Source organism: Amycolatopsis sp. SB7-3, assembly GCF_041021335.1.
In the GTDB taxonomy this organism is placed as follows: domain Bacteria; phylum Actinomycetota; class Actinomycetes; order Mycobacteriales; family Pseudonocardiaceae; genus Amycolatopsis; species Amycolatopsis japonica.
In genome coordinates this window covers 3,537,937-3,561,716 of the sequence record NZ_JBFPJQ010000001.1, presented here as the reverse complement: position 1 = coordinate 3,561,716, position 23,780 = coordinate 3,537,937, and the positions used below count along the sequence as shown (strand labels likewise).

General features: G+C 70.3%; 21 protein-coding genes. 6 read left to right on the top strand and 15 right to left on the bottom strand.

The annotated features are described in order from the left end of the window. Positions 1 to 4: 4 nt before the first annotated feature. The 3 genes from AB8M46_RS17755 to AB8M46_RS17745 form a co-directional block, all read right to left on the bottom strand. Positions 5 to 1,387, bottom strand: coding sequence for an extracellular solute-binding protein (locus AB8M46_RS17755; protein ID WP_037332011.1), 1,383 nt, complete (start codon positions 1,385 to 1,387; stop codon positions 5 to 7). A gap of 10 nt (positions 1,388 to 1,397) precedes the next feature. Further along, positions 1,398 to 2,648, bottom strand: coding sequence for an ROK family transcriptional regulator (locus AB8M46_RS17750; protein ID WP_073847560.1), 1,251 nt, complete (start codon positions 2,646 to 2,648; stop codon positions 1,398 to 1,400). Positions 2,649 to 2,925: 277 nt separating this feature from the next. Next, the gene (locus tag AB8M46_RS17745) at positions 2,926 to 3,171 is read right to left on the bottom strand and encodes a hypothetical protein (protein ID WP_125732651.1); all 246 of its coding nucleotides are present in this window, start codon (positions 3,169 to 3,171) and stop codon (positions 2,926 to 2,928) included. A gap of 140 nt (positions 3,172 to 3,311) precedes the next feature. On the opposite strand from AB8M46_RS17745, the gene AB8M46_RS17740 reads away from it, so the two are divergent. Together AB8M46_RS17740 and AB8M46_RS17735 are read left to right on the top strand one after the other, a co-directional pair. Then, complete coding sequence (locus tag AB8M46_RS17740) at positions 3,312 to 3,689, top strand: TetR/AcrR family transcriptional regulator (RefSeq protein WP_394360782.1); 378 nt, start codon at positions 3,312 to 3,314, stop codon at positions 3,687 to 3,689. Next, positions 3,686 to 4,042, top strand: a complete 357-nt coding sequence (locus AB8M46_RS17735; RefSeq protein WP_063276351.1) for a hypothetical protein — start codon at positions 3,686 to 3,688, stop codon at positions 4,040 to 4,042. The genes AB8M46_RS17740 and AB8M46_RS17735 overlap by 4 nt, the downstream gene beginning before the upstream one ends. A gap of 101 nt (positions 4,043 to 4,143) precedes the next feature. Here AB8M46_RS17735 and nudC read toward each other — a convergent pair whose 3' ends face one another. From nudC to AB8M46_RS17710, 5 genes are read right to left on the bottom strand one after another with little or no spacing between them, the layout of a single operon-like run. Continuing rightward, positions 4,144 to 5,157, bottom strand: a complete 1,014-nt coding sequence (nudC, locus tag AB8M46_RS17730; RefSeq protein ID WP_037332016.1) for an NAD(+) diphosphatase — start codon at positions 5,155 to 5,157, stop codon at positions 4,144 to 4,146. Then, positions 5,157 to 6,533, bottom strand: coding sequence for a M16 family metallopeptidase (locus AB8M46_RS17725; protein ID WP_394360781.1), 1,377 nt, complete (start codon positions 6,531 to 6,533; stop codon positions 5,157 to 5,159). The genes nudC and AB8M46_RS17725 overlap by 1 nt, the downstream gene beginning before the upstream one ends. Next, complete coding sequence (locus AB8M46_RS17720) at positions 6,530 to 7,849, bottom strand: pitrilysin family protein (RefSeq protein ID WP_037332018.1); 1,320 nt, start codon at positions 7,847 to 7,849, stop codon at positions 6,530 to 6,532. The genes AB8M46_RS17725 and AB8M46_RS17720 overlap by 4 nt, the downstream gene beginning before the upstream one ends. Positions 7,850 to 7,870: 21 nt before the next feature. Next, complete coding sequence (locus AB8M46_RS17715) at positions 7,871 to 9,460, bottom strand: DUF2207 domain-containing protein (protein ID WP_394360780.1); 1,590 nt, start codon at positions 9,458 to 9,460, stop codon at positions 7,871 to 7,873. A 31-nt stretch (positions 9,461 to 9,491) separates the two neighbouring features. Then, positions 9,492 to 11,261: a DUF2207 domain-containing protein gene (locus AB8M46_RS17710; RefSeq protein ID WP_394360779.1), complete on the bottom strand. Its 1,770-nt coding sequence runs from the start codon at positions 11,259 to 11,261 to the stop codon at positions 9,492 to 9,494. Positions 11,262 to 11,529: 268 nt separating this feature from the next. Here AB8M46_RS17710 and AB8M46_RS17705 point away from each other — a divergent pair, with 268 nt between their 5' ends. Continuing rightward, positions 11,530 to 12,792, top strand: coding sequence for a neutral zinc metallopeptidase (locus AB8M46_RS17705; protein ID WP_052120193.1), 1,263 nt, complete (start codon positions 11,530 to 11,532; stop codon positions 12,790 to 12,792). Positions 12,793 to 13,091: 299 nt separating this feature from the next. On the opposite strand, the gene AB8M46_RS17700 is transcribed toward AB8M46_RS17705, so the two are convergent. Continuing rightward, on the bottom strand, positions 13,092 to 13,985 hold the full coding sequence (locus tag AB8M46_RS17700; RefSeq protein WP_394360778.1) for an RDD family protein: 894 nt from the start codon (positions 13,983 to 13,985) through the stop codon (positions 13,092 to 13,094). A 61-nt stretch (positions 13,986 to 14,046) separates the two neighbouring features. Between AB8M46_RS17700 and AB8M46_RS17695 the strand changes: the two genes are divergently transcribed. Beyond that, positions 14,047 to 15,054, top strand: a complete 1,008-nt coding sequence (locus AB8M46_RS17695; protein WP_394360777.1) for a stage II sporulation protein M — start codon at positions 14,047 to 14,049, stop codon at positions 15,052 to 15,054. 17 nt (positions 15,055 to 15,071) lie between these two features. Further along, positions 15,072 to 16,145, top strand: coding sequence for a hypothetical protein (locus AB8M46_RS17690; RefSeq protein ID WP_394360776.1), 1,074 nt, complete (start codon positions 15,072 to 15,074; stop codon positions 16,143 to 16,145). 17 nt (positions 16,146 to 16,162) lie between these two features. Here the strand turns inward: AB8M46_RS17690 and AB8M46_RS17685 are convergent, their stop codons facing one another. The 6 genes from AB8M46_RS17685 to AB8M46_RS17660 form a co-directional block, all read right to left on the bottom strand. Beyond that, positions 16,163 to 16,945, bottom strand: coding sequence for a hypothetical protein (locus tag AB8M46_RS17685; RefSeq protein WP_394360775.1), 783 nt, complete (start codon positions 16,943 to 16,945; stop codon positions 16,163 to 16,165). A 92-nt stretch (positions 16,946 to 17,037) separates the two neighbouring features. After that, complete coding sequence (locus tag AB8M46_RS17680; protein ID WP_394360774.1) at positions 17,038 to 18,324, bottom strand: DUF58 domain-containing protein; 1,287 nt, start codon at positions 18,322 to 18,324, stop codon at positions 17,038 to 17,040. After that, on the bottom strand, positions 18,324 to 19,283 hold the full coding sequence (locus AB8M46_RS17675; protein WP_394360905.1) for an AAA family ATPase: 960 nt from the start codon (positions 19,281 to 19,283) through the stop codon (positions 18,324 to 18,326). The genes AB8M46_RS17680 and AB8M46_RS17675 overlap by 1 nt, the downstream gene beginning before the upstream one ends. A gap of 17 nt (positions 19,284 to 19,300) precedes the next feature. Continuing rightward, the gene (locus AB8M46_RS17670; RefSeq protein ID WP_378429109.1) at positions 19,301 to 20,425 is read right to left on the bottom strand and encodes a DUF4350 domain-containing protein; all 1,125 of its coding nucleotides are present in this window, start codon (positions 20,423 to 20,425) and stop codon (positions 19,301 to 19,303) included. Further along, positions 20,422 to 21,063: a DUF4129 domain-containing protein gene (locus AB8M46_RS17665; protein ID WP_125732631.1), complete on the bottom strand. Its 642-nt coding sequence runs from the start codon at positions 21,061 to 21,063 to the stop codon at positions 20,422 to 20,424. The genes AB8M46_RS17670 and AB8M46_RS17665 overlap by 4 nt, the downstream gene beginning before the upstream one ends. Further along, entirely contained in the window at positions 21,057 to 22,187 is a 1,131-nt protein-coding gene (locus tag AB8M46_RS17660; protein ID WP_378429108.1) for a hypothetical protein, read from the bottom strand. The genes AB8M46_RS17665 and AB8M46_RS17660 overlap by 7 nt, the downstream gene beginning before the upstream one ends. Before the next feature lie 216 nt (positions 22,188 to 22,403). On the opposite strand from AB8M46_RS17660, the gene AB8M46_RS17655 reads away from it, so the two are divergent. After that, positions 22,404 to 23,489, top strand: a complete 1,086-nt coding sequence (locus tag AB8M46_RS17655; protein WP_394360773.1) for a neutral zinc metallopeptidase — start codon at positions 22,404 to 22,406, stop codon at positions 23,487 to 23,489. Positions 23,490 to 23,780 lie beyond the last annotated feature (291 nt).

The window sequence follows — 23,780 nt, the reverse complement described above, 5'->3', positions numbered from 1 at the left end:
GCGATCAGCCGCCGGCGCGTTTCTGGGCCAGCTCGTCGTTGATCTGAGCGTCGACCTGCTTGAGTCCCGCGATCATGTCGGGGACGTTGCCCGCCTGCCACTTCTCCGCGAAGTCGTTGACGGCCTTGAGGTGCGCGTCACCGATCGGGGTCGACGGGTTGGGCATGAGCTTTCCGCCGTTGTACAGATCGAGGAACGTCTTGAACTCCGGCGTGACCTCGAGCTTCGGGTCGGTCAGCGCGGCCTTGGTGCTCGGGACGTTCTTCAGGCCGTTCGACAGGTCGACCAGCGTCGAGGTGTCGAGGGTGACCTGCTTGATCAGTTCCCAAGCCGCGCCGGGGTTCTTGGCGCCCTTGGGGATCGCGATGATCGTGCCCGTGGTGAACGCGCCGCCGTACCGGTCGGGCTTGCTGTCGAGCACCGGCGGGGCCGCGGTGCCGAACTTGAGCTCCGGCGCCTGGTCCTTGATGAACGCGGTGCGGTACTCGCCGTCGATCATCATCGCGAGCTTGCCGCGCTGGAAACCGTGGTCCGCCGAGTACTCCTCGCCGAGACCGGCCTTGAACTGTTCGACCTTGGCGTGCCCGCCGTAGAAGTCGACGAGCTGCTTCTGGAAGTCGAACATCGCCTTCCACTCGGGGCTGTCGGCGAGGTGCGACTGGCCGTCGGGGCCGATGTAGGTCGCGCCGAAGTTCGGGGCCCAGTACTGCGCCATGTTGGCGTAGAACGGCATCGACGGCAGGAAACCGGCGACCTTGATGGAGCCGTCCGGGTTGAACTCGGTCAGCTTCTTGGTGGCCTCGAACAGTTCCGAGGTCGTCTTCGGCGGCGACGTGATGCCCTTCGCCGCGAACATGTCCTTGTTGTAGTAGAAGCCGTAGACGTCGGCGAGCAGCGGCATGGCGCAGCGCTTGCCCTGGTATTCGGTGTAGCTGCGGACGGCGTCCGGGATCTGGTTCAGATCGATCTTGTCGCGGTCGATGTAGGGCTTGAGATCCTGGAAGCTGCCCGTCGAGCACCACGCGCCGAGGTTGTCGGTGAAGAACGAGATCGCCACGTCCGGCGGGTTGCCACCGCGGATGGACTGGGTGATCTTGTCGTCGTCCTGCTGGCCTTCGTGCTTGATCTCGATGTTCGGGAACTTCGCCTTGAGCTTGTTGAGCCCGGCGGTGACCACGTTGTACTCACGGTCGGTGAACTTGCTGTAGACGGTCAGCGTGAGCTTCGCGTCCGCGGCCGGGGCGGCCGCCGCGTCGCCCGACCCGCCGTTCGGGCCGCTTGCGGCGCCCGAACAGGCGGACACCAGCGCGGCGACGGTGACCGCGCCGAGCACTATCGAGCCGCGCCAACGGCGGCCGCTTCTCCGAACCTGGGTCGTGGAACTCATGACCCTCCTCCTAGTTGGTTGGGGCGGGAGACGGTGGTTCTGTTCGTGAATCCGGGATAGCCACGATCGGGTTCGGCTCTCCCGCCCCGGACCGTCTCGGCCCGAGGAGCGAAGGGGTGTTGACGCCGAAGACGTCCCTGCGCACGGTGGCGAGCGCCGACTGGAGCGCGCCCGCGCGGACCGCGTTGCCCTGCACCGAAGCGACCCCGACGGGGGTGCGGGGCAGGACCAGTTCGTGCAGCCTTTTCGCGACCAGCGCGGCGAATTCGTCGCCACCGGCCCGGCTGGTGTCGCCGGAAAGCAGCACGAGTTCGGGGTCGACGACCGCGATCAGGCTGGCCGCTCCGCCCGCGACACGGCGGGCGAGGTCGTCGAGGAAGGCTTCATTGCCGCTCTCGCGGGCTTTGGCGACCGCGTCGGCGCCGGTTTCGGCCTCGAAGCCGTGCGCGGCGGCCAGCTCGACGACGGCCGGCGACGCGACGAGGTCGCCGAAACGATCTCCCCCGCGCGCCGTTTCCTTCCGCGTGGCAACGGAAACCGGATCGGGGACGCGCATCCAGTCGATCTCGCCGCCACCGCCGGTCGCGCCGCGCAACAGCCTGCGGCCGACCACCACCGCGCCGCCGACGCCGTCGCTGAGCCAGATCATCACGAAGTCGTCGAGTCCGACGGCCTGGCCGACCGTCATCTCCACGATCGCGACGAGGTTGACGTCGTTCTCGATGGTGACCTCGACGCCGAGCTCGCGGCTGAGCCTGCTCGGCACGTCGAACCCGAGCCAGCCGGGGATGTGCGGCGCGGAGGAGAGCAGACCGGTGCGCGGGTCGAACGCGCCCTGCGCGCCGATGACGACGTGGCGGAGATCGGTGGCGGCGAGCCCGGCGCTGTTCGCGACGTGGGTGAGCGCCGCGCCGAAGGTGCCGACGACGTCCGCGCCCTCGTGGACCGGCAGCGGGACCTGGTATTCGGCGAGCACCGCGCCCGTGACGTCGGAAACGACGAAGTCGGCCGTCTGCGGGGTCAGGTCCACGGCCGCGACGTAGGCGACGCCGCCGTTGACCTGCCAGAGCTGCGCCCTTGGGCCACGGCCGCCACCGCGGACGCCGGCCTTGGTGACGACGTCGTCCTGTTCGAGGCGGGTGAGCAGCTGCGCCGTCGCGGGCTTGGACAGGCCGATCGCGACTTCGAGCTCGGAGCGCGTCAGCGGGCCCTCCCTGAGGAGGACCTCGATGGCCGCGCGATCGTTGATCTCGCGCAGCATTCGCGGACTGCCGGCTCGCACTGGAGTTCACTCCCGACTTCGTTAGGAAACTTTACAGACGGTTTCCGGGGACTGTAGTGAGCCGAGCCACAGCCGTCAACGGGGTCGGGAAACGGGGAGGTAACGCTTGCCGTGTTCCGCACAGCGGGTATACGTACCGGCGCGGAGGGTGGCCGTTCGAGCGGACCTGCCTGGTGAGTGGTCCGTGCCAGACGGCGAAGGGCCGCTCAGGAGGTTCGAGGCCTCCCGGGCGGCCCTTCGGCGACGCGGCGGTGGATCAGAAGTTGGGCTGCACGTACAGGTCGTACACCCAGGGGAACGTGGGCGAGGGATAGCACATCCACCCGTTCCAGTCCCCGGCGAGCTGGCCGTGGTGGCCGGTGATTCCGCAGTCCTCCTGGCTGTACGAACCGAAGTACTCGTAGTCCGAGGCCTGCGCCGCTCCCGCGGTCACGGCGCTGATCGAGGCGAAGGCCGCCACGGCGGCTCCGGCGACGGCGAACCGCCGCAAGGTGTTCTTCATGGTTTCCCCAGTGTCCTAACTCGATGGTCCTGAAAACGGACAGCAGGAGAATAGCGGGCACGACGCCACCTTGAGGGCGAATCACCAACCTTCGCCGAGAGTTCTTGACTGGTCATTCTTGAATGACTATTCTCAAACTCATGGCCCGACCACGCCAGTTCGACGAGACGACAGCGATCGAAGCCGCGGCGGCGGTTTTCCGGCAGCGGGGATACAACGCGACTTCGGTCGATCACCTCGTCGAGGCGACAGGAGTTCACCGGGGAAGCCTGTACGGCGCGTTCGGCAGCAAACACGGCTTGTTCGCCCGGGTGCTGGAACACGTCACCGCGGACCGCGACGAGCAGCTCGACATCCTGCTGGTCGCGCTGCTCGAACTGGCGCCCACCGACGAGCGGCTGCGCGCCCGTGCCCGGGCCGTCCTCCAGGACCTCGGGACGACGCCCGACCAGCTGGGACGACGGCTGCTGGCCCGCGCCCGCGTGCGGGACATCGACGACGAAGGAGAAAAGGCATGAGCAACAACCGGGTCACCATCAGCGGCGACCGGCTCGTGGTCGAACCCGTGGGGATCGACAAGGTCTGGTCGTTCACCCGGCGGCTCGAAATCCCGCTCGCCCACGTACGCGGCGCGACACACGACCCGGGGATGCGCGACGAGCCGAAGGGCTGGCGCGGACCGGGTCTCCGGATCCCCGGCAAACTCTCCGGCACCTTTCACGCCGACGGGGACCGGCAGTTCTGGAACGTCTCCGGGTTCGACCGCACGGTCGTCATCACCCTCGACGAGGCCGAGGACTTCAACCGGCTCGTGCTCACGGTCGACGATCCCGCCGAGATCGTCACGGCCGTCAACAACGCGATCGCGTGAGTACGTGAAGGACTCCTTGAGGGACCCAGAGTCCCTCAAGGAGTCCTTCACGGAACGAGTCGGAAAAGTGGTAGCAAAGGTCCCTTGCTACCCGCCGGCTGTCAGACCCCGGCCCAAGCCGCCAGCATCACGCGCGCGATCGACGAGTTCCCCGGCAGCACCAGCTGCCGCGTCCCGCCGGCGATCGGGGTCGGCACGGCGCCCGCGTTCCGCAGCTGACTGTTCGCGAAAGCGGCCCGCACCTCCTCGCGCGAAACCCAGAACGCCTCTTCGATCTCGCCCTCGGCGGGCACGATCGTCGAAGAGATGTCCGCCCGCGCGGTGAAACCGAGCATGATCGACCGCGGGAACGGCCACGGCTGGCTACCGAGATACCGCACATCGCGCACCTCGACACCGACCTCTTCGCGGATCTCCCGCTCGACACAACCTTCGAGCGACTCCCCCGCTTCGACGAAACCGGCGAGGATCGAATACCGGTCCGGCGGCCAGATCGGCTGCCGGGCCAGCAGGACGTGCTCGCCGTTGACACCGGCGTCGTCGTGCACGAGACAGATCACGGCCGGGTCGGTGCGCGGGTACTCCTCCCGGCCGCAGCCGGTGCATTTGCTCGCCCAGCCCAGCTGGATCAGCTCGGTCGGGCTTCCGCAGCGCGTGCAGAACTTCGCCTGCCGCCGCCAGGCCTGCAGCGCCTGCGCGGTGGTGAACAACCCGGCCGACGTGTCGTCGAGCAGGTCGCCGTAGCCACGCAGGTCGACCCAGATCTCACCTTCGTGCCGGGCGACCTGTTCCACGACGCCCCAGCTGCCCGCCATCTCGACGGTCTCTGTCTCGCCGGCGGGGCGGCCGGGCATCGACCAGTAGTCGGTGCCCTGCCACTCCCCCAGGAAGACCGCCTCGGCGGGCGGCTCGGTGCCGAACTCCTGCGACTTGCGGGTCGCGAGGCTGCCGGAACCCTCCACCACCGGGGTGCGCGCGTGCTCGTCGAGCAGCACGATCCGGGCGTTCGGCCAGCGCTCGGCGAGCCGGTCCGGGTTGGTGCGCAAGGATTCCTGACGGTCCGCCGTGGAGCGCGAAAGCGTCGGGAGCGCCCCTAACCCGAACGGCGTCTCCATCAGGCAGGCTCCCCGACGGTCACGTCGCCCAACGCCGTCAGCTTCGGCGCGAGGACGTCCGCGTCGCCGACGACGACCCCGGTGAACCGCTTGGGCGCGAAGAACTCCAGCGCGGCGTTCGCGACGTCTTCGGCGGTGACCGCGGCGAGACGCTCCGGATGCCCGGCGAGCCATTCGACGCCCAGCCCGGTCGCGGCGAGCGCGGACAGCTGAGCGGCCAGGCCGCCTTGCGACGACGCGGCCGTGACCAGCGAACCGATCGCGTACTGGCGCACCGACTCGACCTCTTCGGCGGTCGGCGGCACGAGACCGAGCCTGGCCAGCTCGTACCGCGTCTCCATGAGCGCGGCGGCGGTCGCGTCGGTCGCGGTGTCCGCGTCGACGTTCACCACGGCGGTCTGGTCGGTGAACTCGAATCCGGAGTGCGCGCTGTAGGTGTAACCCTTGTCCTCACGGATGTTCTCGACCAGCCGCGAGGAGAAGTACCCGCCGTAGACGAGGTTCGCCAGCTGCAGCGCCGGATACCGCGGGTCCGTGCGCGACACGGTCTGCGCGGACAGCCGGATCTGCGACTGCACGGCACCGGCCCGCGGCACCAGCAGGACATTGCCGCCGACGAGGTCGGGCAACGGGGGCAGGCGGACGGCGGAACGGTCCGAAGCCCAGCCGCCGAACGCCTTCTCCAGGTCGCCGATGACGGTCTCGGGGTCGATGTCGCCGACGATCACCAGCACGGATCCCCGCGGCAGCACCGAAGCCCGGTGCAGCGCGCGAACCTGCTCGGGCGTCACGACGGCCACGTCTTCGGCCTGCGGGACCTCGCGCACGGCGGGGTGGTCGCCGTAGCGGTGCTTCTGCAGCGCCTCGCGGGCGATCGTCCTCGGCTGCGTGCGGGACACGGCGATCCGCTCGATGAGCCGCTCGCGTTCCCGCTCGACCTCGGCGTCCGCGTACGACGCGCCGGTGAGCGCGTCGGCGAGGACGTCGAGCATCGTCGGGAGGCCGTCGGCCAGCGAGGTGCCGGTGACGACGAGGCGCTCCGGGTCGACGCCGGAGGCGAGGTCGCCGCCGATCAGCGCCAGATCCGCGTCGATCTCGATGCGGTCGCGCCGGGCGGTGCCGGTCAGCAGGGTTTCGGCCAGCACCTCGGCGGTGGCCGGGTGCAGCTTGTCCTCACCGGCGAACGGGATCCAGACGCGCAGCTCGACCAGCGGCACGGTCGGCTTGCGGACGGCGAGCACCCGCAGGCCGTTGCTCAGCGTGGTGTCCACATGGGACAGATCCGCGGCGGCGCGCTGCGTCCCCAGCGACGGGACCGGACGCGGCCCGGCGGCCGTGCGGCCGATCTCCTCGGCGGTGCGGTGCGGTGCGCTCACTGCTCGGAACCTTCCTGATCGGAATCGGCCTGCTCGGAATCGGCACTGCCGGGGCGGACGACGAGGACGGCCCGCGAGTCCGGCCGCAGCGCCTTCGCCGCCGCCGAAACGGCTTCCGCGGTGACCGCCGACATCTTCTCGGCGAGCCGGTACACCAGCGACGCGTCGCCGTAGAGCAGCTCGAACGAGCCGAGCGCCAGCGTGCGGGACACCAGTTTGTCGTGCTCGGAGTGCAGGCTCGCGGCCCAGCGCGCGGTGACCTTCTTGAGTTCCTGGTCCTCCGGCGGCGTGGCCGCCAGCTTCTCCAGTTCCTCGTCCAGCGCGGCGAGGACCTGGTCGGTGCTCACCTCGTGCGGGTGGATCGCGGTGATGGTGAACGTGTCCGGATCGCGCGCCTCGAACGGGCCGAAGAGCCCGGCGCCCGCGCCGATGTCGACGACCAGCGGCTCGCGGTGCACCAGCCGCTGCTGCAGCCGGGAGCCGTCGCCGTCGGTCAGCACGCCGGCGAGCACGAGGTTCGCCAGGTAGCCGTCGAGGTCGTTGATCGGGTCCGGCATGCGGTAGCCGACGCCGACCGCGGGCAGCGGGGCGTGCGGGTCCACGTGCTCGCCGCGCAGCTCGCCCTCCGGGGCGGGCTCGGCGAACGACGGACGCTGCGGCGCGGGCCGGTGCGGAACGTCGCCGAAGTGCTTCTCGATCAGCTCGCGGGCCTCGTCGACGGTGAAGTCACCGGCGACGGTCAGCACCGCGTTCGCGGGCGAGTAGTAGGTGTCGAAGAAGGCCGCGCAGTCGTCCAAGGTGGCCTGTTCGAGATCCTCGAAACCGCCGTAACCGTTGTGCGCGTTGGGGAACGTGGAGTACAGCACCGGCGGGAGCAGGATCCACGGGAACCCGCCGTACGGCCGGTTCAGCACGTTGAGGCGGATCTCCTCCTTGACCACGTCGATCTGGTTGGCCAGGTTCTCCTGCGTCAGCTTCGGCGCCCGCATCCTGTCCGCTTCGAGGAACAGAGCGCGCTCGAGAGCCGCCGCGGGGAGGACCTCGAAGTAGTCCGTGTAGTCCGGATGGGTGGAGCCGTTGAAGCTGCCACCACTCGACTGGACGTACCGGAAGTGCGCGAGCTTCTCCAAGCTCTCGCTCCCCTGGAACATCAAATGCTCGAAGAGGTGCGCGAAACCGGTGCGCCCTTCGGGCTCGGAACGGAAGCCCACGTCGTAGTGGACGCTGACACCCACCACCGGAGCGGTCGCGTCGGGCGCGAGCACCACGCGCAGACCGTTGTCGAGGGTGAATCGGACAAGCTCGGGATCGGCCATGCGCACCACCCTACGGGCTACTCAGGCCTCCAGGCGACGACCCTGGCGGGTCGCGGCGAAGGTTCCCACCAGTGCGGCGGTGAAGTCGCTCACCCGCGCGATCGGGACCTCGCCGTCGTCTTCCTTGCCGTACCAGTAGATCTTGGGCGGACCCTTCAGTTCGGCGAATCCGGCGATCCACCGTTCTTGTTCGCCGAGAGCGAGCGCGTACGGCAGCGCCCGGGACAGGAGCACCTCGCGTTCGAGCTTCGGAACGTCCCTCGCCTTGGTCGCCAGCAGTGCCTCGCGGACGCCGAGCAGCCGCCGGTGCAGCACGACGCCGGCGCCGGTGCGCACCGGCAGCCACCGGGCGGCGACGGCGAGTACCGCGCCCGCGGCGATGACGATCAGCCCGAGCTGGGCGTAGCCGACGGTCAGGGCCAGCAGGACGGTGAGGAACAGGCCGTAGAGGCAGATCCGCAGGCCGACGCGGGTCAGCCTGCCCGGCAGACGCGAATACCAGCGGCGCTCGACGACGCTGTCGTCCAGCGCCTCCCGCACCGATTCGACGCCGATCCGCGCGGCCTGGATCTCCGACAACCGCACCGACTCGCTTTCGCCAGGTAGGAGCAGGTCGAACACGGCGCGTTCGTAGTCGGTCAGCTGCTCGTCCGGCGGATTGCGGCGGACGAGCCGCCAGGTGGTCAGCTCGCCTGGCTCCTCGCTCACCCAGAGGTAGTTCCGGACGGCGAGGTCGACGACCGTCGCGGCCAGGTCGACGGCGTCGGCGCGGCCCGAGAGGACGGTCCCGACCTGTCCGGGAAGCACGCCATCGGGTGACGAGAACGCCTTCCCGGTGAGCAAGCGGACCGGGAGCGCATCGCCCGGATGCCTGTCTCGCCTTCGCAGGAGGGCCAACCCGACGGCGGCCGCGATCAGCACGAGGGCGAAGCCACCCCAGGCCCAGCCGACCGGGGCGGTGAGCACGAACGCCCCGGCGAAGGTCTTCGACGGCTCCAGCCGCGCGTTCGCCGGGACGGTGCCGCCGGGCAGTTCGACGGAGATCTCCATCCGCTGCCCCGGCGCGAGGTTCTGCTGGCTGAACCGGGTCAGCCCGGAATGCGCGATCTGGGCGGTCGCGCAGTGCGCGCGCGAACCCTCGGGCCCGGCGTAACAGGAGACCGCGTTCGGGATGGCCGGCGCGGCGAAGCTCGCCCGCACGAGTTCGAGCCGGGCGTCCCAGCCGCCCGCGAGCTGCCAGCTCACCCGGGTCAGGCCGTCGGCTTCGGCGACCGCACCGTCCACTGTGTACCGGACGATCGAGGTGCCGCCCTTGAGCTTGACGGTGAACTCGTCATCGGTCAGCTCGGCGTTGCCCGCCCCCTCGATGACGACGTCCCGGATGCCGATGATCCGGTCGCGGTCGCGCGGGGCGGCCGTGCGGAGCGGGATCCGGCGGGTCATCGTCGCCTCACTCGGCACGGACACCGCCTCGACGACCGTGAGCGCGCCGTCGCGTTCCACCTTGAGCGAGATCTCCGCGCTGTTCGGCAGGGCGGGCAGTTGCGGTTCGCTCTGCGCTCCCGCCGGTGCCGCACCCAGCACCAGCAGGAAAAGCACCGGCAACAGCACGCATTTAGTCCTCTGAATGCGGTACTTCACCTCAGGCGGGAACCGGTTCCGGACGCAGCGAACGCAGATGCCCGGATTCGGCTAGCAGACCGTCCAAAGCGGACAGGAACGACGGCAGATGCGCGGCGAACCGGCGCAGATCCCGATCGCCTTCGAGCCCGCCGAACCAGTACAGCCCGGCCGAACCGTCCGCCGACGGGTCGAGCCCTTCGAACGTCCGGAGCCAGTGCTCGGTGTCGCCGAGCACGATGGCGTACGGCAGCGACCGGGAGAACACCATTTCCCGGTCCCCCAAAGGAATGTCGGCGACCTTGACGGTGTGCAGGTATTCGAGCAGCCCGCGTACCTGGCCGACCAGGCGCCTGCCGCGCGTCGTCCTCGGCGGCACCCACGAGGCACCCAGCAGCGTCGCGACCCCGGCGAGCGCGACCGCGACACCGAGCAGCGCGTGGCCGGCCGTGAAGGTCAGGACGACGGTGGCCACGAGACCGAGCGCGATCAGCCCGATACCCGCCCAAGTCAGCTTGCTCTTGCCCTTGTCCGGGCGCCGCGAGAACCAGCCCTTGCGCACGACATCGGCGTACATCGCCTCGCCCGCGACACGGAGATCGACGGTGCCGCGGCCGCGGAGTTCCGACAGCAGCACGGAATCGGTGCCCTCGGGCAGGAGCGCGGTGTAGATCTCGCGCTCGAAGGCGGCGAGGTGCTCGTCCGGCGCGTTGCGGCGCGCGATCTGCCAGTCGACTGTGCCGGCACCGCGGACTTCGGCGATCCAAAGGTAGTTGCGGACGGCGAGGTCGACCACCGTTCCGCTGACGTCCACGACGTCGACCGTCTCGTCGACGACCGTCCCGACCTGTCCGGGCAGGACACCGTCGGGCGAGGCGAAGGAGACCCGATCGCCGTCCCGCATGAGGACGTCGACCGGGCCGGTGCCCGCGGCGAGCGCGCCCCGGTCACGGCGGCGCAGCAGCCAGACGGCGAGCGCGCCGAGGATCAGGAACAGGGCCAGCGCCCCGAATCCGATACCGGCGGGCGTGGTGAGGGCGAAGGCGCCGCCGACCGAGGCGATCTGCTCGAACCGCGCGTTCGCGGGCACCGTGCCCGCCGGGAGCTGGACGGCGAGGTCGACCCGTTCGCCCGGCGCGAGCTTGTCCTGCTCGATGCGGACGACGCCGCTGTGGTCGGTCTCCGCGAGCGAACACTGCCGGTCCGAGCCGAGCGGCCCGGCGAAACAGTCCACTGTGGGCGTTTCGCGCGTCGGCGCGCTGAACGAAGCGGACACCCGGGACAGTTCGCCGTCCCAGCCGCTCGCGACCTGCCAGCGCACCTGCTGCGCGCCGTTGACATCCGCGACCGCGCCGTCCACTTTGTACTTGAGAGTGGCCGCGCCGCCGTCGAAGGTGGCGATCAGCTGTTCGCCGTTCGGCTCCGTCTTGCCCGTGCCTTCGACCGAGACGTCACGGATCGCGTACACGCGGTCCTGCTCTTCACCCGCGGGAACCTTCAACGGGATCCGGCGCACCAGGTGCTGTCCACCCGGGACGGTCACCTGCTCGGTGATCGACAGCGAACCGTCGCGTTCCACCTTCACCGCGACGTTCGCGGACGCTCCGCTCGGTGGCTGGAGCAGGCCGAGCTGGCCGCGCGCGCCCAGCGGCGGCGGCTTCGGCAGCTGTGGCGCGTTGGTCAGCGAAGGGCCCGCTCCGGGCGCCTCCGGAACGTTCGTATCCGACGGCGGGGCCATCAAGGCCGAGCTCGCCGCGACGGCCACGACCGCCGTCCCCCATTTCGTCAACACAGCCACACACTCTAGGGCAGCCGATCTATGCTGACCGCCGAAACGCCGAATCCGCCACCTGGGCGAACGGCGTTGCCGAACCGCATGGGGGATCCACTCGATGAACCAGCAGCCGCCCGGCCCGCCTGATCCGCGGCGCCGGCCGACTCCGCCACCGCCACGGCAGCCACCCCGGCCGCCGCAGGGTGGCCGACCGCTTCCGCCACAGGGCGGGCGTCCGCTCCCGCCACCGGGAGCGCGTCCGCTTCCACCGCGCGGGGGCCCGCCGATGCCGCCGCCGAACCGGCCGGGTCCCGTCCCGCCGGGTCGTCCGCCGATCTCCCGGCCGACGCCGGTTCCGCCGCCGTTCCGGCCGGGTCCGCCGAGCGGTGGCATGCCGCTGCCCCCGCCGGGCGCGGCGCCGCTGCCGCCGCCGCAGATCGGCGCGCCGGTCCCGTTCCGGCCCGGTGCCGTCGGCCCGCCGCAGCTTCCGTACGGCCCGCGGTTCGCTCAGCCCGCTTTCGCGCCCTACGGCGGATACCAAGCCAAGAAGTCGAACGGCGGGGTGATCGCGGCGGTCGCGATCGTCGCCGTGATGGCGGTCATGGGCGGGCTGCTCATGGTGATCACCATCGCGAACGGCAAGTCGAAACACGTCGCGGACGTCGGCTACTCCAGCTATCCGACAACCTCCACTTCGGACTACACGACGACCAGCGATACAGCTTCGTCGACGACGACGGCCACCAGTTCGCGTGACTCGACCGGCACACGCGAGACGTCGACCGGCTCGACCCGGGAGACGTCCGCGAGCCGCGCCCCGTCCGGCCCGCAACCGCACCACAAGCTGGCGGACAACCCGCTGTGGCTCGACGACGAAGTCGGCCTGCCGAACCAGCCGTGCAACCTCTCGCGCTGGGCGAACAACCCGGACGCGGCGGCGGCGTTCTTCGAAAGCGCGCGGCCGTGCCTGGACAGCGTCTGGCAGCAGGTCATGAACTACACGAAACTGCCGTTCCGGGTCCCGACCGTGAAGTACCCGTCCGGCAAGAACTGGTCGAGCCCGTGCGGTGACGCCAGCGGCGGCTCGGTGGCGGCGTTCTACTGCTCGCAGAACGAGACGCTGTACATGCCGTACGAAGGCCTTCAGGTGCCTCAGTACGGCAACCGACCCGGTGTTTATCTGGCGGTATTCGCCCACGAGTACGCGCATCACATCCAGGCGCTTTCGGGGATCTCGGAGGCCTACTGGGACGCACGGTACGAAGCGGGCACCGACTCGGCGGCGGGCCTGGAGATGTCGCGGCGCAACGAGCTTTCGGCGCAGTGTCTCTCCGGGACGTTCCTGGGTTCGACGGTGGGGCGCGGTGGGTCGGTCGATCAGGCGATGTACCGCGACGCCTGGCAGACACAGGACCGCGGCGACCACAACGGCGGCCCGCGCGACCACGGTTCCGACGCGCACGCCGTCTCGTGGTGGCAGCACGGCGCGCAGAAGAACCGGATGTTCCAGTGCAACACGTGGGCGGCGAAGTCGGCCGACGTCTCCTGATTCGCGACTGTCCGTGAAGTCCCATAGGCGTCGGGTTCGCGTGACCAGCGGGACGACACGCGTGACCGGACGGACGACACGCGTGACTGGGCGGACGACACACGGCGGCACCCCGGCCGCGCGAGTGTCGTCCGTCTGGCCACGTGTGTCGTCCGTCTGATCACACGTGCCGTCCACTCAGTCACGCGCGTGTGCCGGCCTGGGCCGCGTGGGTCGTGAGTGGCGATTGTCGTTCTAACCCTCTTTACCACTCACGACTCACCGCGAAGCCGGACTTAAAGGCACAAAGCGGGCGCCGGTCAGCTCGGCGGCGCGAAGGGGTTTTCCGGGGCCGGTTCCGCGGGCGGCTGCGGCTGGGCGACCGGGGCAGGGGCAGGGGCAGGGGCGGCAGGCTGCGGATAGGACTGCACGACAGGCGGCCCGTACTGGACCGTCGGCTGCAGCTTCGCCTGATCCCGCTGCCGCCGCTCGGCCAGCACCGCCGACAGGTACGCCCAGGACGGCACCCCCGGCGGCACCGGCGTCCCGATCGCCGCCGCGACTTGCTGCGCGAGCCCGTACCCGAGCGCTTCGGCCGCTTCGGGGCGAAGCTCGCTCGTGCGGCTCAGGTACTGACGGACGGCCAGCGCGAGATCGTTCGGCAGCCGGGTCAGGTCCAGCTGCGAAGCCCAGTACGCCAGCTGCGGCGGCATCCCGACGTACGGCGTCCGCGCCGCGGGCATGCGTTCCCGGATCACCAGCGTGCCGGCGAGGTAGTCACCGACGCGGCGGCCGTTGGGCGACAGCAGCGACGTGACCACCGCCACGACGCCGAGCATGCCCAGCGCCCAGAAGTCGATGAAGAAGCCGGCGAGCCCGCGGACCAGCGCGTGCCGGAACCGCACCGGTCCGCCGTCGGTGCGGACCACCCGCAGGCCGAGCGCCATCTTCCCGAGCGTGCGGCCGCGGCTCAGCGTCTCGCAGATCACCGGGTAGCCGACCATGATCAGCACAAGGGTCACCAGGAACAGCGTCAGCGCCAGCGCCTCGTCACCGAAGACGGCGACCTGGCTGAGCACCAGCATCGCGACGACCAGGGCGACCAGCTGGAGGACGACGTCGAGCATCATGGCGAGCCCGCGGCTGGCCAGTTTCGCCGCGCGCACGTCCAGGACGACGGCCTCGCCGGTGACGAGTTCGGACTCTTGTTCCACCCGGCAAGCGTAGTGACGAATAGGCTGGGCGACCAAGGACGATCGCCGGGAGGGCTCCGAGTTGGACGTGGACGTGTTCGTCGCCGCGCACCAGGCCGAATGGAACCGGCTGCGCGACCTCGTCGGCCGCGCCGGGAAGCTCAGCGGCCCGGACGCCGACGAGCTGGTGACGCTGTACCAGCGCGTCGCGACGCATCTTTCGATCATCCGCTCGGTCGCGCCCGACCCGGTGCTCGTGGCGCAGTTGTCCGGCCTCGTCGCGAAGGCGCGCTCGGCCGTCACCGGTTCGCACAGTCCCGCCTGGCGCGAGGTCGGCCTGTTCTTCACCCATCGGTTCCCGGCGGCGCTGTACCTGAGCCGTCGCTGGTGGCTGGCGTCGGCGGCGGCGTCGATCGCGGTGATGGCGGTCGCGGCGGTGTGGATCGCCGGCGATCCACAGGTGCTCGCGTCGCTGGCGTCGCCAGAGGAGTTCAAGGACCTGACCGCGCCGGGCGGGAAGTACGAGACGTACTACTCGTCCGATCCCGCGGGTTCCTTCGCCGCGCGCGTCTGGACCAACAACGCGTGGGTGGCCGCGACCTGCCTGTTCCTCGGCGTGGTGCTGGGCGTCCCGGTGATCTACGCGCTCTGGGCGAACTCCCTGAACCTCGCGATCGGCGCGGCGCTGATGTCGTCGGCCGGACGGCTCGACGTGTTCTTCGGGCTGATCCTGCCCCACGGCCTGCTGGAGCTGACCGCGGTCTTCGTCGCGGCCGGGACGGGCCTCAAACTCGGCTGGACGGTCATCGACCCGGGACGCCGTTCCCGGACGGCGGCGCTCGGCGAGCAAGGGCGGTCGGTCGTGGTGATGGCGCTGGGGCTGACCGTCGTACTGCTGATCTCCGGCGTGATCGAAGGTTTCGTGACCCCGTCGGGCCTGCCGACCTGGGCGAGGATAGGAATCGGAGTAATCGCCGAGGTCGCTTTCTTACTTTACGTGTTCGTCGTCGGGCGTCGTGCCGCGAAAGCGGGCGAAGTGGGTGATGTCGACTGGCGATACGCTGGAGATTCTCGACCGGAAGCGGGCTGACCTGGTTAGCTCCTTTCATGGGGAGAAAACGGTTACGCGCCTTCGCGATCGTCGTCCTGTCCGTACTCGCCTCGACGCTCCTCGTCGGCGCGTCCCAGGCCCGGACCGCGTCCGCGCCGTCGGGCAAGCAGAACTGGGTGGTGAGCGTCGGCGGATTCCGGACCGACGCCGACCGCAATTACGTCCGCCTCGGCTATCTCGTGTTCAACCCGGCCGACAACACCGTCGCGCACAACTTCTGGACCTGGAGCCAGGCGGGCTTCCCCGTCCCGGTCGACAGCGGCGACGTCTACTACTGCGGTGACTGGGCGCCGGGTACCAATCCCCGCAACAACTGCCCGATCAAGACCGCGCCCGGTTTCACCGGCGCTCCGAACGGCCACTTCACCGGCACCTACACCGAGAACTCCGGTCAGGTGGCCATCACCTGGACCAGCAGCACCGTCGACGGCACCACCACCGCCGTGAACCTCACGGAGACGTGGGCGGTTTCGGAGACGCGGCCCGGTCTCGGACGTCTGCAACTGGTGAGCGACAACTACTCGATCACCAGCGGCATCGCCTACGGCAGCAACGCCTCCCTCGCGCAGACCAGCAAGGCCCCGATGAGTTCGGTCCGCGCGACCCAGCGGTCGTACCTGCTCGAAGGGCAGGGCGTGAACCGCCGCGCGATCACGAACTGGACCCGCGGCGGCAGCGGCGCGCTCGGCGTCGGCCCGGGGTGGAACAAATGCGACGACGGCTCCTGCCTCGGGTACGTGCAGTACGACTCCGGATGCGACCCGTCCTCCTGTTGCCTCCCCGGCGCCGGATACGAGGCCTGCGCGAAGAAGATCATCGACACCGGTGACAGGCGGTTCTACTACCTGAGCGACGCTTTCGGCGGACGGCGCAACAGCTACGAGTTCTGGTGCGAATGCCTGTCCTACAACGGTTGCTACCTCGGCAACAGTCACGTCCGCCCGCTGCTGCAGGTGCTCGACGACGCGGGCGCGTTCCAGGGCTGGGTCGGCGCCGAGGTCAGCCCGGACCGGAGCGGTTCGCGGGATCCGTCGGGCGAGTACTACTCGAGTTTCGCGCTGGTGGCCTAGTCCCACCCGGCCGAAGCTCAACAGGTGCAGCTGCCCTCGAAGGTGATGCTGTTCCCGTCCTCCAGGCTCGCGCTGCCGGTGAACCGGATCTCGAACTCGCCCGGTTCGGTCAGCACGATCTTCGGGCTCGAAGCCGAACCGTCGGCGCCGGTCTTGGCCGTCGCCGTCTCGGCGCCGCCTTCGAAGACCAGGACGTTCTTCGGCCGTGCCGCGCGGACGAAGAAGTTCACCGGCACGTCCGCCGCGGGCTGGCCGTTCTCACCGATCACGCGCACCACGAACGGCTGGCCGGGCGTCTTCGTGGACAACCGCTGCCCGTTCCCCGACAGGATCGCGAGTGTCCGCACCCCCGCCGCCCAGGTGTTGGACAGCCCGGGCAGGGAACAGACCTCCTGGTACAGACGCGATCCGACGGCCGGCGCCTCCGCGGTCAGGCAGCGCGCGGTCGCCACGTTCGCCAGCAGCACCAGCCCCGGCAGCCCGGCGTTGCGGCGCCACTGCTGGAGACGGTCTTTGCCGTCGCACGCCACGAGTTTGACGCCGACCCCGTCGACCGGGCTGATCGCCGCCAGGCACTGTCCACTCGCGACATGCTTGTACGACAACGCCGCCTTGTCGTACACCCACTGCGCGTTGGCGTCCTTCGCGTCCGCGAGCGAGAGCTTGCCGTCGGCCGCGGCCAAGGAGACGGTTCCGCCCCCGTCGGCGAGGTAGACGGGCTTCCCGGCGGGTTGTGCGGAAGCGGGTGACACGAGCAGCACCGCCGGAAGTACCGCGAAGAACAGCACGAGCTTGCGCAAACCTGGCCCCAATCGCGTCGGTCCGGATCTCCTTCCGAGCTAACCGCCCGCGACCCCGCCCGCCAACCGGCACCACTCCATCGGGTTCGGCGTCAAAGCCGTCCGGCCGCCTTCAGCGCGAGATACCGGTCCGCCAGCCGCGGCGGCAGATCCTCGGGCACGGCGTCGACGACCTCGACCCCGTGCCGCGCCAGCCGCGCGGTGACCTGGCGGCGTTCGGCCAGCACCCGCTCGGCCGCCGCCGCGTCGTAGACGGCTTCCGCGTCGCCACGGCCCGCCGCCATCTCGGCGACCCGCGGGTCCGCGACCGAAGCGATCATCAGCTGGTGCCGTGAGGTCAGCTTCGACAGCACCGGGAACAGGCCTTCTTCCAGCGGCGCCGCGTCCAGCCCGGTCAGGAGGACGACGAGCGCGCGCCGCCGGGTCCGCCGCAGTACCTCCGCGACCATGCCCCGCGCGTCGGTCTCGACCAGCGACGGTTCGAGCGGCGCCATCGCGTTCACCAAGGCGGGCAACAGATCCGTCGATCCCTGGACCGCCGCGTGGACCTGCCGGTCATACGCCAGCAGATCGACGCGGTCACCCGCCCGGGCGGCGAGCACGGCCAGCAGCAGGGCCGCGTCCATCGCCGCGTCGAGCCGCGGCGCGTCCCCGACCCGGCCCGCCGAAACGCGGCCGGTGTCGAGCACCAGCACCACGTGCCGGTCGCGTTCGGGGCGCCAGGTCCGCACCATGACATCGGACGCGCGCGCCGAAGCCCGCCAGTCGATCGACCGGACGTCGTCGCCGATCACGTACTCGCGCAACGAGTCGAATTCCGTGCCCTGGCCCCGGATCAGCACCGCGTTGCGGCCGTCGAGCTGCTGCAGCCGCGCCAGCCGCGACGGCAGATGCTTGCGGCTGTGGAACGGCGGCAGCACCCGCACGGTCCACGGCACGTCGTGCGAACCCTGCCGGGCGGCGAGCCCCAGCGGCCCGGTCGACCGGACGGTGACCCGGACCGCCGTCCGGTCGCCGCGCCGGGTCGGCAGAAGTCGTGTGGTCACGACACGGCGTTCGCCCGCGGGCAGGGTGAGGCGGTGCCGGTCGTCCGCGCCGGCGCTGGGCGGCCAGGCGTCGCGGAGCCACGCGCGCACCGGGCGGCCGCCGGGATTGGCCACGGTCAGCGTGACCTCGCATTCCTCCCCGAGCCGCACGGACGTCGCACCGGACCGCGCGAACTGAAGCCGTCGCACACTCCCGGCGAGCAGGAGATCCAGCACCACCACCAGCAGCAGCACCGCCGCGGCCAGCCCGATCCCGGCCCACGAGGGCAGCAGGAAACCGACCACCGGCGCCGCGAGGAGCGCCAGCAGCCCGAGCCGCCCGGTGACGGCCATCAGCGCGGAACGGGCACGGACGCGAGGACGCGGTCCAGCACGCCGTCGGCGGTCGCGCCCTCGAGTTCGGCCTCGGGCCGCAGGTCGAGACGGTGCCGCAAAGCCGGGCGTGCCAACGCTTTGACGTCGTCCGGGGTGGCGTAGTCACGGCCCGCGAGCCACGCCCACGCCCGCGTCGCCACCAGCAGCGCGGTGGCGCCACGCGGGGAGACGCCGAGCCGCACGGACGGCATCGACCGCGTCGCCCGGCAGACGTCGACGATGTAGGCGAGCACCTCGGGCCGCACGGTGACCCCGGCGACGGCGCGCCGCGCGGCGTCGAGCTGGGCGATCCCGGCGACCGGCGTGACCCCGGCCGCACCGAGGTCACGCGGGTCGAAACCCTGTGCGTGCCGGGAAAGGATGCCGAATTCGTCCTCGCGGGACGGCATCGGCATGGTCAGCTTCAGCAGGAACCGGTCCAGCTGCGCCTCGGGCAGCGGGTACGTGCCTTCGTATTCGACCGGGTTCTGCGTCGCGATGACGATGAACGGGTCGGGCAGCGGCCGCGTCTTGCCGTCGCTGGAGACCTGACGCTCTTCCATCGCCTCCAGCAGCGAAGACTGCGTTTTCGGCGGCGTGCGGTTGATCTCGTCGGCCAGCAACAGGTTCGTGAACACCGGGCCCTCGCGGAAGGAGAACTCGCCGCTGTGCGCGTCGTAGACGATCGATCCGGTGATGTCGCCCGGCATGAGGTCCGGCGTGAACTGAACCCGGGTCGTCTCCAGGTCCAGCGCGGCCGCCAACGCCCGCACCAGCAATGTCTTCGCCACCCCGGGAACGCCTTCGAGCAGCACGTGTCCCCGGCACAGCAACGCGATGATGAGGCCGGTGACGGCCGCGTCGTTGCCCACCACGGCCTTCCCGACCTCGGCGCGCAGGGCGATCAGCGCCGCCCGGGCTTCGACCGCACCGTCCATACCGGACTGCTCGCTACTCAAGACCGCTCCACCTCTCGTTCCACGACATCGAGTCCGTCCGCCAGCCGCACCAGCGCGGCGTCATCCCCAGGCGGATCCCCGTACAACAGCGCGCCGACTTCCGCGGGCGCCCGGCCGGTCCGCGCGGCGACGGATTCCACCAGCGCGGCCGGTTCGGCGTCGCGGGTGAGCCCCAGCAACGGCCGGAGCCGCGCGCGGGCCGCCTCACGCAAGGTCTCCCCGGCGTGCGCGGCGGCCTTCGCCTTGCGATACAACCTCGCCCTGCCTTCGGTGGCCTCGGCCGCGCGGACCACGACCGGGATCGGCTCGGTCACCACCGGCCCCAGCCGCCGCGAGCGCCACAACGCCAGCAGTACCACCGCGACCCCGGCCTGCAACGCCGCGTACGACCAGCCCGCCGGGATCAGTTCGGACAGCGGCTTCTTCTCGGTCTCCAGCGACGGGTCGGCGGGCGTCGGCAGGTACCAGACGAGCCGCTCGTGCTTGCCGAGCATCCGCATCGCCAGCGCCGCGTTGCCCTCGTCGGCCAGCCACTCGTTGGTCAGCGGGGCGGGGGTGCCGAGTACGGTCACCGTCCCTTGTGGACCGGGGACCTCGAGATACGAACCGCCGTAGCATTCCCGCGCCCTCGACTGCGTGGCCGAATACTTCAGGCCGCCCATCGTCGCGCTCCCCGCCGCGACCGGATCCGCGGCCTCGCAGTCGGGCGCGCGGGTCTCGGTCTCGGCCTGGCCGCTCACCCGCACGCCGGGAAGGACCTCCTCGACCGTGCCGGGGCTCGGCTGCACCAGCACGACGTGCTCGGCGTTCTGCCTGATCTCGGCGAAGGCGCTCTTGGGCACGTACTCGGGCTTGGTGATCAGGACCGTCGCGTCCCTCGCGACCCCTTTGGCCTCGGCGGCGGTGCGCACGATCGGGATCTTGACGCCCTCCCGTTCCAGCAACGTCGCCAGCGCGCGGCCGCCACCGGGCTCGTAGGAACCCGGTTCGAGCGCGCCGGTGGTCTGCTCGCCCTGGAAGAGCACGAGCAGCGTGCCGGTCAGCACGATCAGGAGGACGACCGCGAGCGGGAGCCGCACCCCGCGCCAGATCCGGCGGGCGTCGGGCGAAACCGAGGTCATCCGGCCGCCAAGGCGACCGGCCGGGCACGACGGCAGCGTTCGTCCAAATCGGACAGTGACCGGTAGCCGTCCGCCGTGGCGGGGATGTCCCCATAGTGGACGTCGTCGAACAGCCGGGCACCGGCACGCAGCGGCCCGGCGACGTCGGGAAGCAGCCGTCCGGCTTCGAGGGCGGCCTCGTCGGCGGTCCGCCCGGACTTCTCGTCGAGCAGCGCCCGCTCCTCCAAGGACCGCACCACGGCACGGAACCGCTCACGCACGGCGTCGTCGAAGTCGCCCCGCGCCGCGGCTTCCTCGGCCGCTTTGCGATGTTCGCCGGAAGCCTTGCGCTGCCCGGCGAACACGGCGCGCCCGCTCTTGGCCGACGTCGCCAGGGGGCCGGACTTCAGCCGGATCACCACGACCAGCACGAGCAGCACGACGGCCAGCAGCACCACGGCGAAGATCCCGCCGGGCACGACGCCGTTGACCGTTTCGAGGAAGCCCAGCAGTTTCTCGACCACCCAGGTGAACGCCTCGGACAGCCAGCTCGGTTTCGCGGCCTGGTAGGCCTGTCCCGAGAGCTCCTCGGCGGCGCGCAGCCGGGCGGTGTCCCGGTCGATGTCGACCGGGACCTCGGTGAGGAAGCGCGTCACCATGCCTGCGGCGGGGGCGGCGTCTGGATACCGGCCGCGCGGGCCAGCTCGATGTCCATGCCCTCGCGGCGCATCCGCTGGTCGATGTAGAGGATCACGGTGACCAGCGCGGTGAACGGCCCGACGATCGTCTGGGCGATCACCGTGCCCACCGACTGCAGGATCAGGTCACCGGTCGACGGGACGTAGATCTGGTCCAGATTGCCGAAGATCGACAGGAAGGCGCTGAAGCTGAACGGGATCGTGATGATCGACGCCAGGAACGACGAGATCACGTACGCCAGCAACAGGATGCCGAAGACCCGCCAGAACATGCCGGAGACCAGCTTCACCGACCGGCGGAACGCCTCCATCACGGTGCCGCGTTCGAGGATGAACGCCGGGCTGGCCAGCGCCCAGAAGGTGTAGGGGATGATCGCGGGCAGCAGGCAGAAGATGGCCCCGACCAGGATCGCCAGCGTGTAGAGCACGGTCAGCCCGAGCAGCGGCAGCAGCCGGGGCGCCGCCTCCTTCGCGGCCTCTTTGAACGTGACCGGTTTGCCGAGGACGGCCTTGCCCATCAGGACGGTCAGGAATCCGGTCAGGACGGTCGTCCCGAGCAGGGTGGCGACGAGGGTGATGAACGACGTCGCCAGCGTCCCGCCGAGGATGCCGACCATCTGGTTCATCAGTTCCTGATCGGTGGCCGCCGGGCCGAGATCGCGGACCTTCTCGAGGTCGCCGGTCGTGTCGACCAGCAGCAGCCCGACCAGGTTGATGGCCGCGGTCAGCACGGCGGTGACCGCGGCGGCGCCGAAGACCATCCGCCAGTACTTGCGCATGGCCGTGACCGCGCCGTCGAGGATGTCGGTGAGGTTCAGCGGGCGCAGCGGGATGACGCCGGGCCTGCCGAGGCCGACCTTCCAGTTCGGATACTGCTGTTGCGGCGGGGGCTGGTACGACGGCAGCGGAGGCGGCGGCGTCGCCCCGGAGGGTGACTGCCACTGCTGCGCCGCTTGCCCCTGCGGTGGCGTCGGCGTGTCCGACTGCGGCTGTGCCGGTCGGTCCGCCTGCGGCTGTGGTGTGTCCGCCTGCGGCTTCGGCGTCTCGGTGCCTTCCGGCCCGGACGGTCCGCCGGTCTCCGTCATGCGACAGCCCCTTACCCGTTCACGTTGCTTACGAACACTCTTCCAGAGGGCCCGACACCCAGCCAGAGCTGGGGGGACGACACTGATGGGTGACCGCTCGCCTCACGCTGGATACCCTCTGCAGCCGAGCTGTGGGTGGGGACGCCGTTAGCTCGTTATGCTGAACATCGGACCGGGTGCCCCCGGTTCGCCCCTAGAACCACCGGGACCGACTTGATGACGCAACCGCCCCACGGCCAGTGGCCGCCACGCGGCGCCGTCCAGCCACCGCCGGTGCACGGCCAGCCCCCTGCCCAGTGGCACGGCGCGCCGCACCACTTCCCGCCTCCGCCGCCGCGCCGGTCCGTGGGCGCGATCGTCGCGATCTGCCTCGGCGCGGTCGCCGTGCTGGTCCTCGGCCTGGTCGCGATCGTTTCACTCAATCGTGACGACTCCGATCACGTAGCGAATGCGGGCTACAGCACCCTGCCGAACACGCCTTCGCAGGCGGGGCTGCCTCCGAGCGGGTCTTCGTCGCCCTCGTCGTCGACGAACCCATTCCCGTCGTCACCGACCAAGGCGCCGTCTTCGTCGAGCGGGCCGCAGAAGATCCTCAAACTCGGCGACCACCCGATCCTCCAGGACCCGAACGCCGGCCTGCAGAACCGGGTCTGCACGCTGCCGCAGTGGCAGAGCAGCCAGCAGGCCGCCGAGGCGTTCTTCACCGCGGCGGGCAAATGCCTCGACAACGCGTGGGGCCCGTTCCTCGACGCCTACGACCTGCCGTTCACCCCGCCCGCCCTGCACTTCCCGACCGGAGCCAGCTTCGAAACCGAATGCGGCACCATCCAGGTGGGCATCGCGACGGCGGCATACTACTGCGAGAACAACCTCTACGTGCCGTTCCGCGGTCTGCAGACCGACCAGTACGGCAACAACCCCGGCGTCTACCTGGCCCTTTTCGCGCACGAGTACGGACATCACGTGCAGGAGGTCGCCGGGCTGATGGACGCGGCCTGGCAGAAAATCTACGACGCCGGCCAGAACAGCCCGGCCGGGCTGGAGATGTCGCGGCGCAAGGAACTGCAGGCGCAGTGCTTCTCCGGGATGTTCCTCGGCGCGCACGTCGACCAGGGCGGCACAGTCAGCCGGGACATGTACAACAAGGCCTGGAACGACCAGGAGACCCGAGGCGACAACACCTCGCGCAGCCAGGACCACGGGACGAACGCGCACTACGCGTCGTGGTGGCGGGCCGGGGCGAGCAACAACCGGATCGCCGACTGCAACACCTTCTCGGCTCCTTCGAGCTCCGTTTCCTGACTTTTCGCGCGTGAAGGCCTCCTTCCCTCGGCTGAGCCGAGGGAAGGAGGCCTTCACGCGTTTCGGGTGGGGTCGCCGCTCGTCGACGGATGCGGTGCCGTGGGCGATTCCGGCTTGCCCGGTGCGGCTGGTCGCGCCAGGACGCCGACCGTGTGGATTTTGGGGCGTTGGATGACCGGAAATCCACACGGTCCGCGCATGACCGGTCCGGTCACGACGGGGTGTGTGGAAATAGGGACATTGAACGTCCCAATTTCCACACACCCCTCACCCGCGGTAACCCTCACGCGC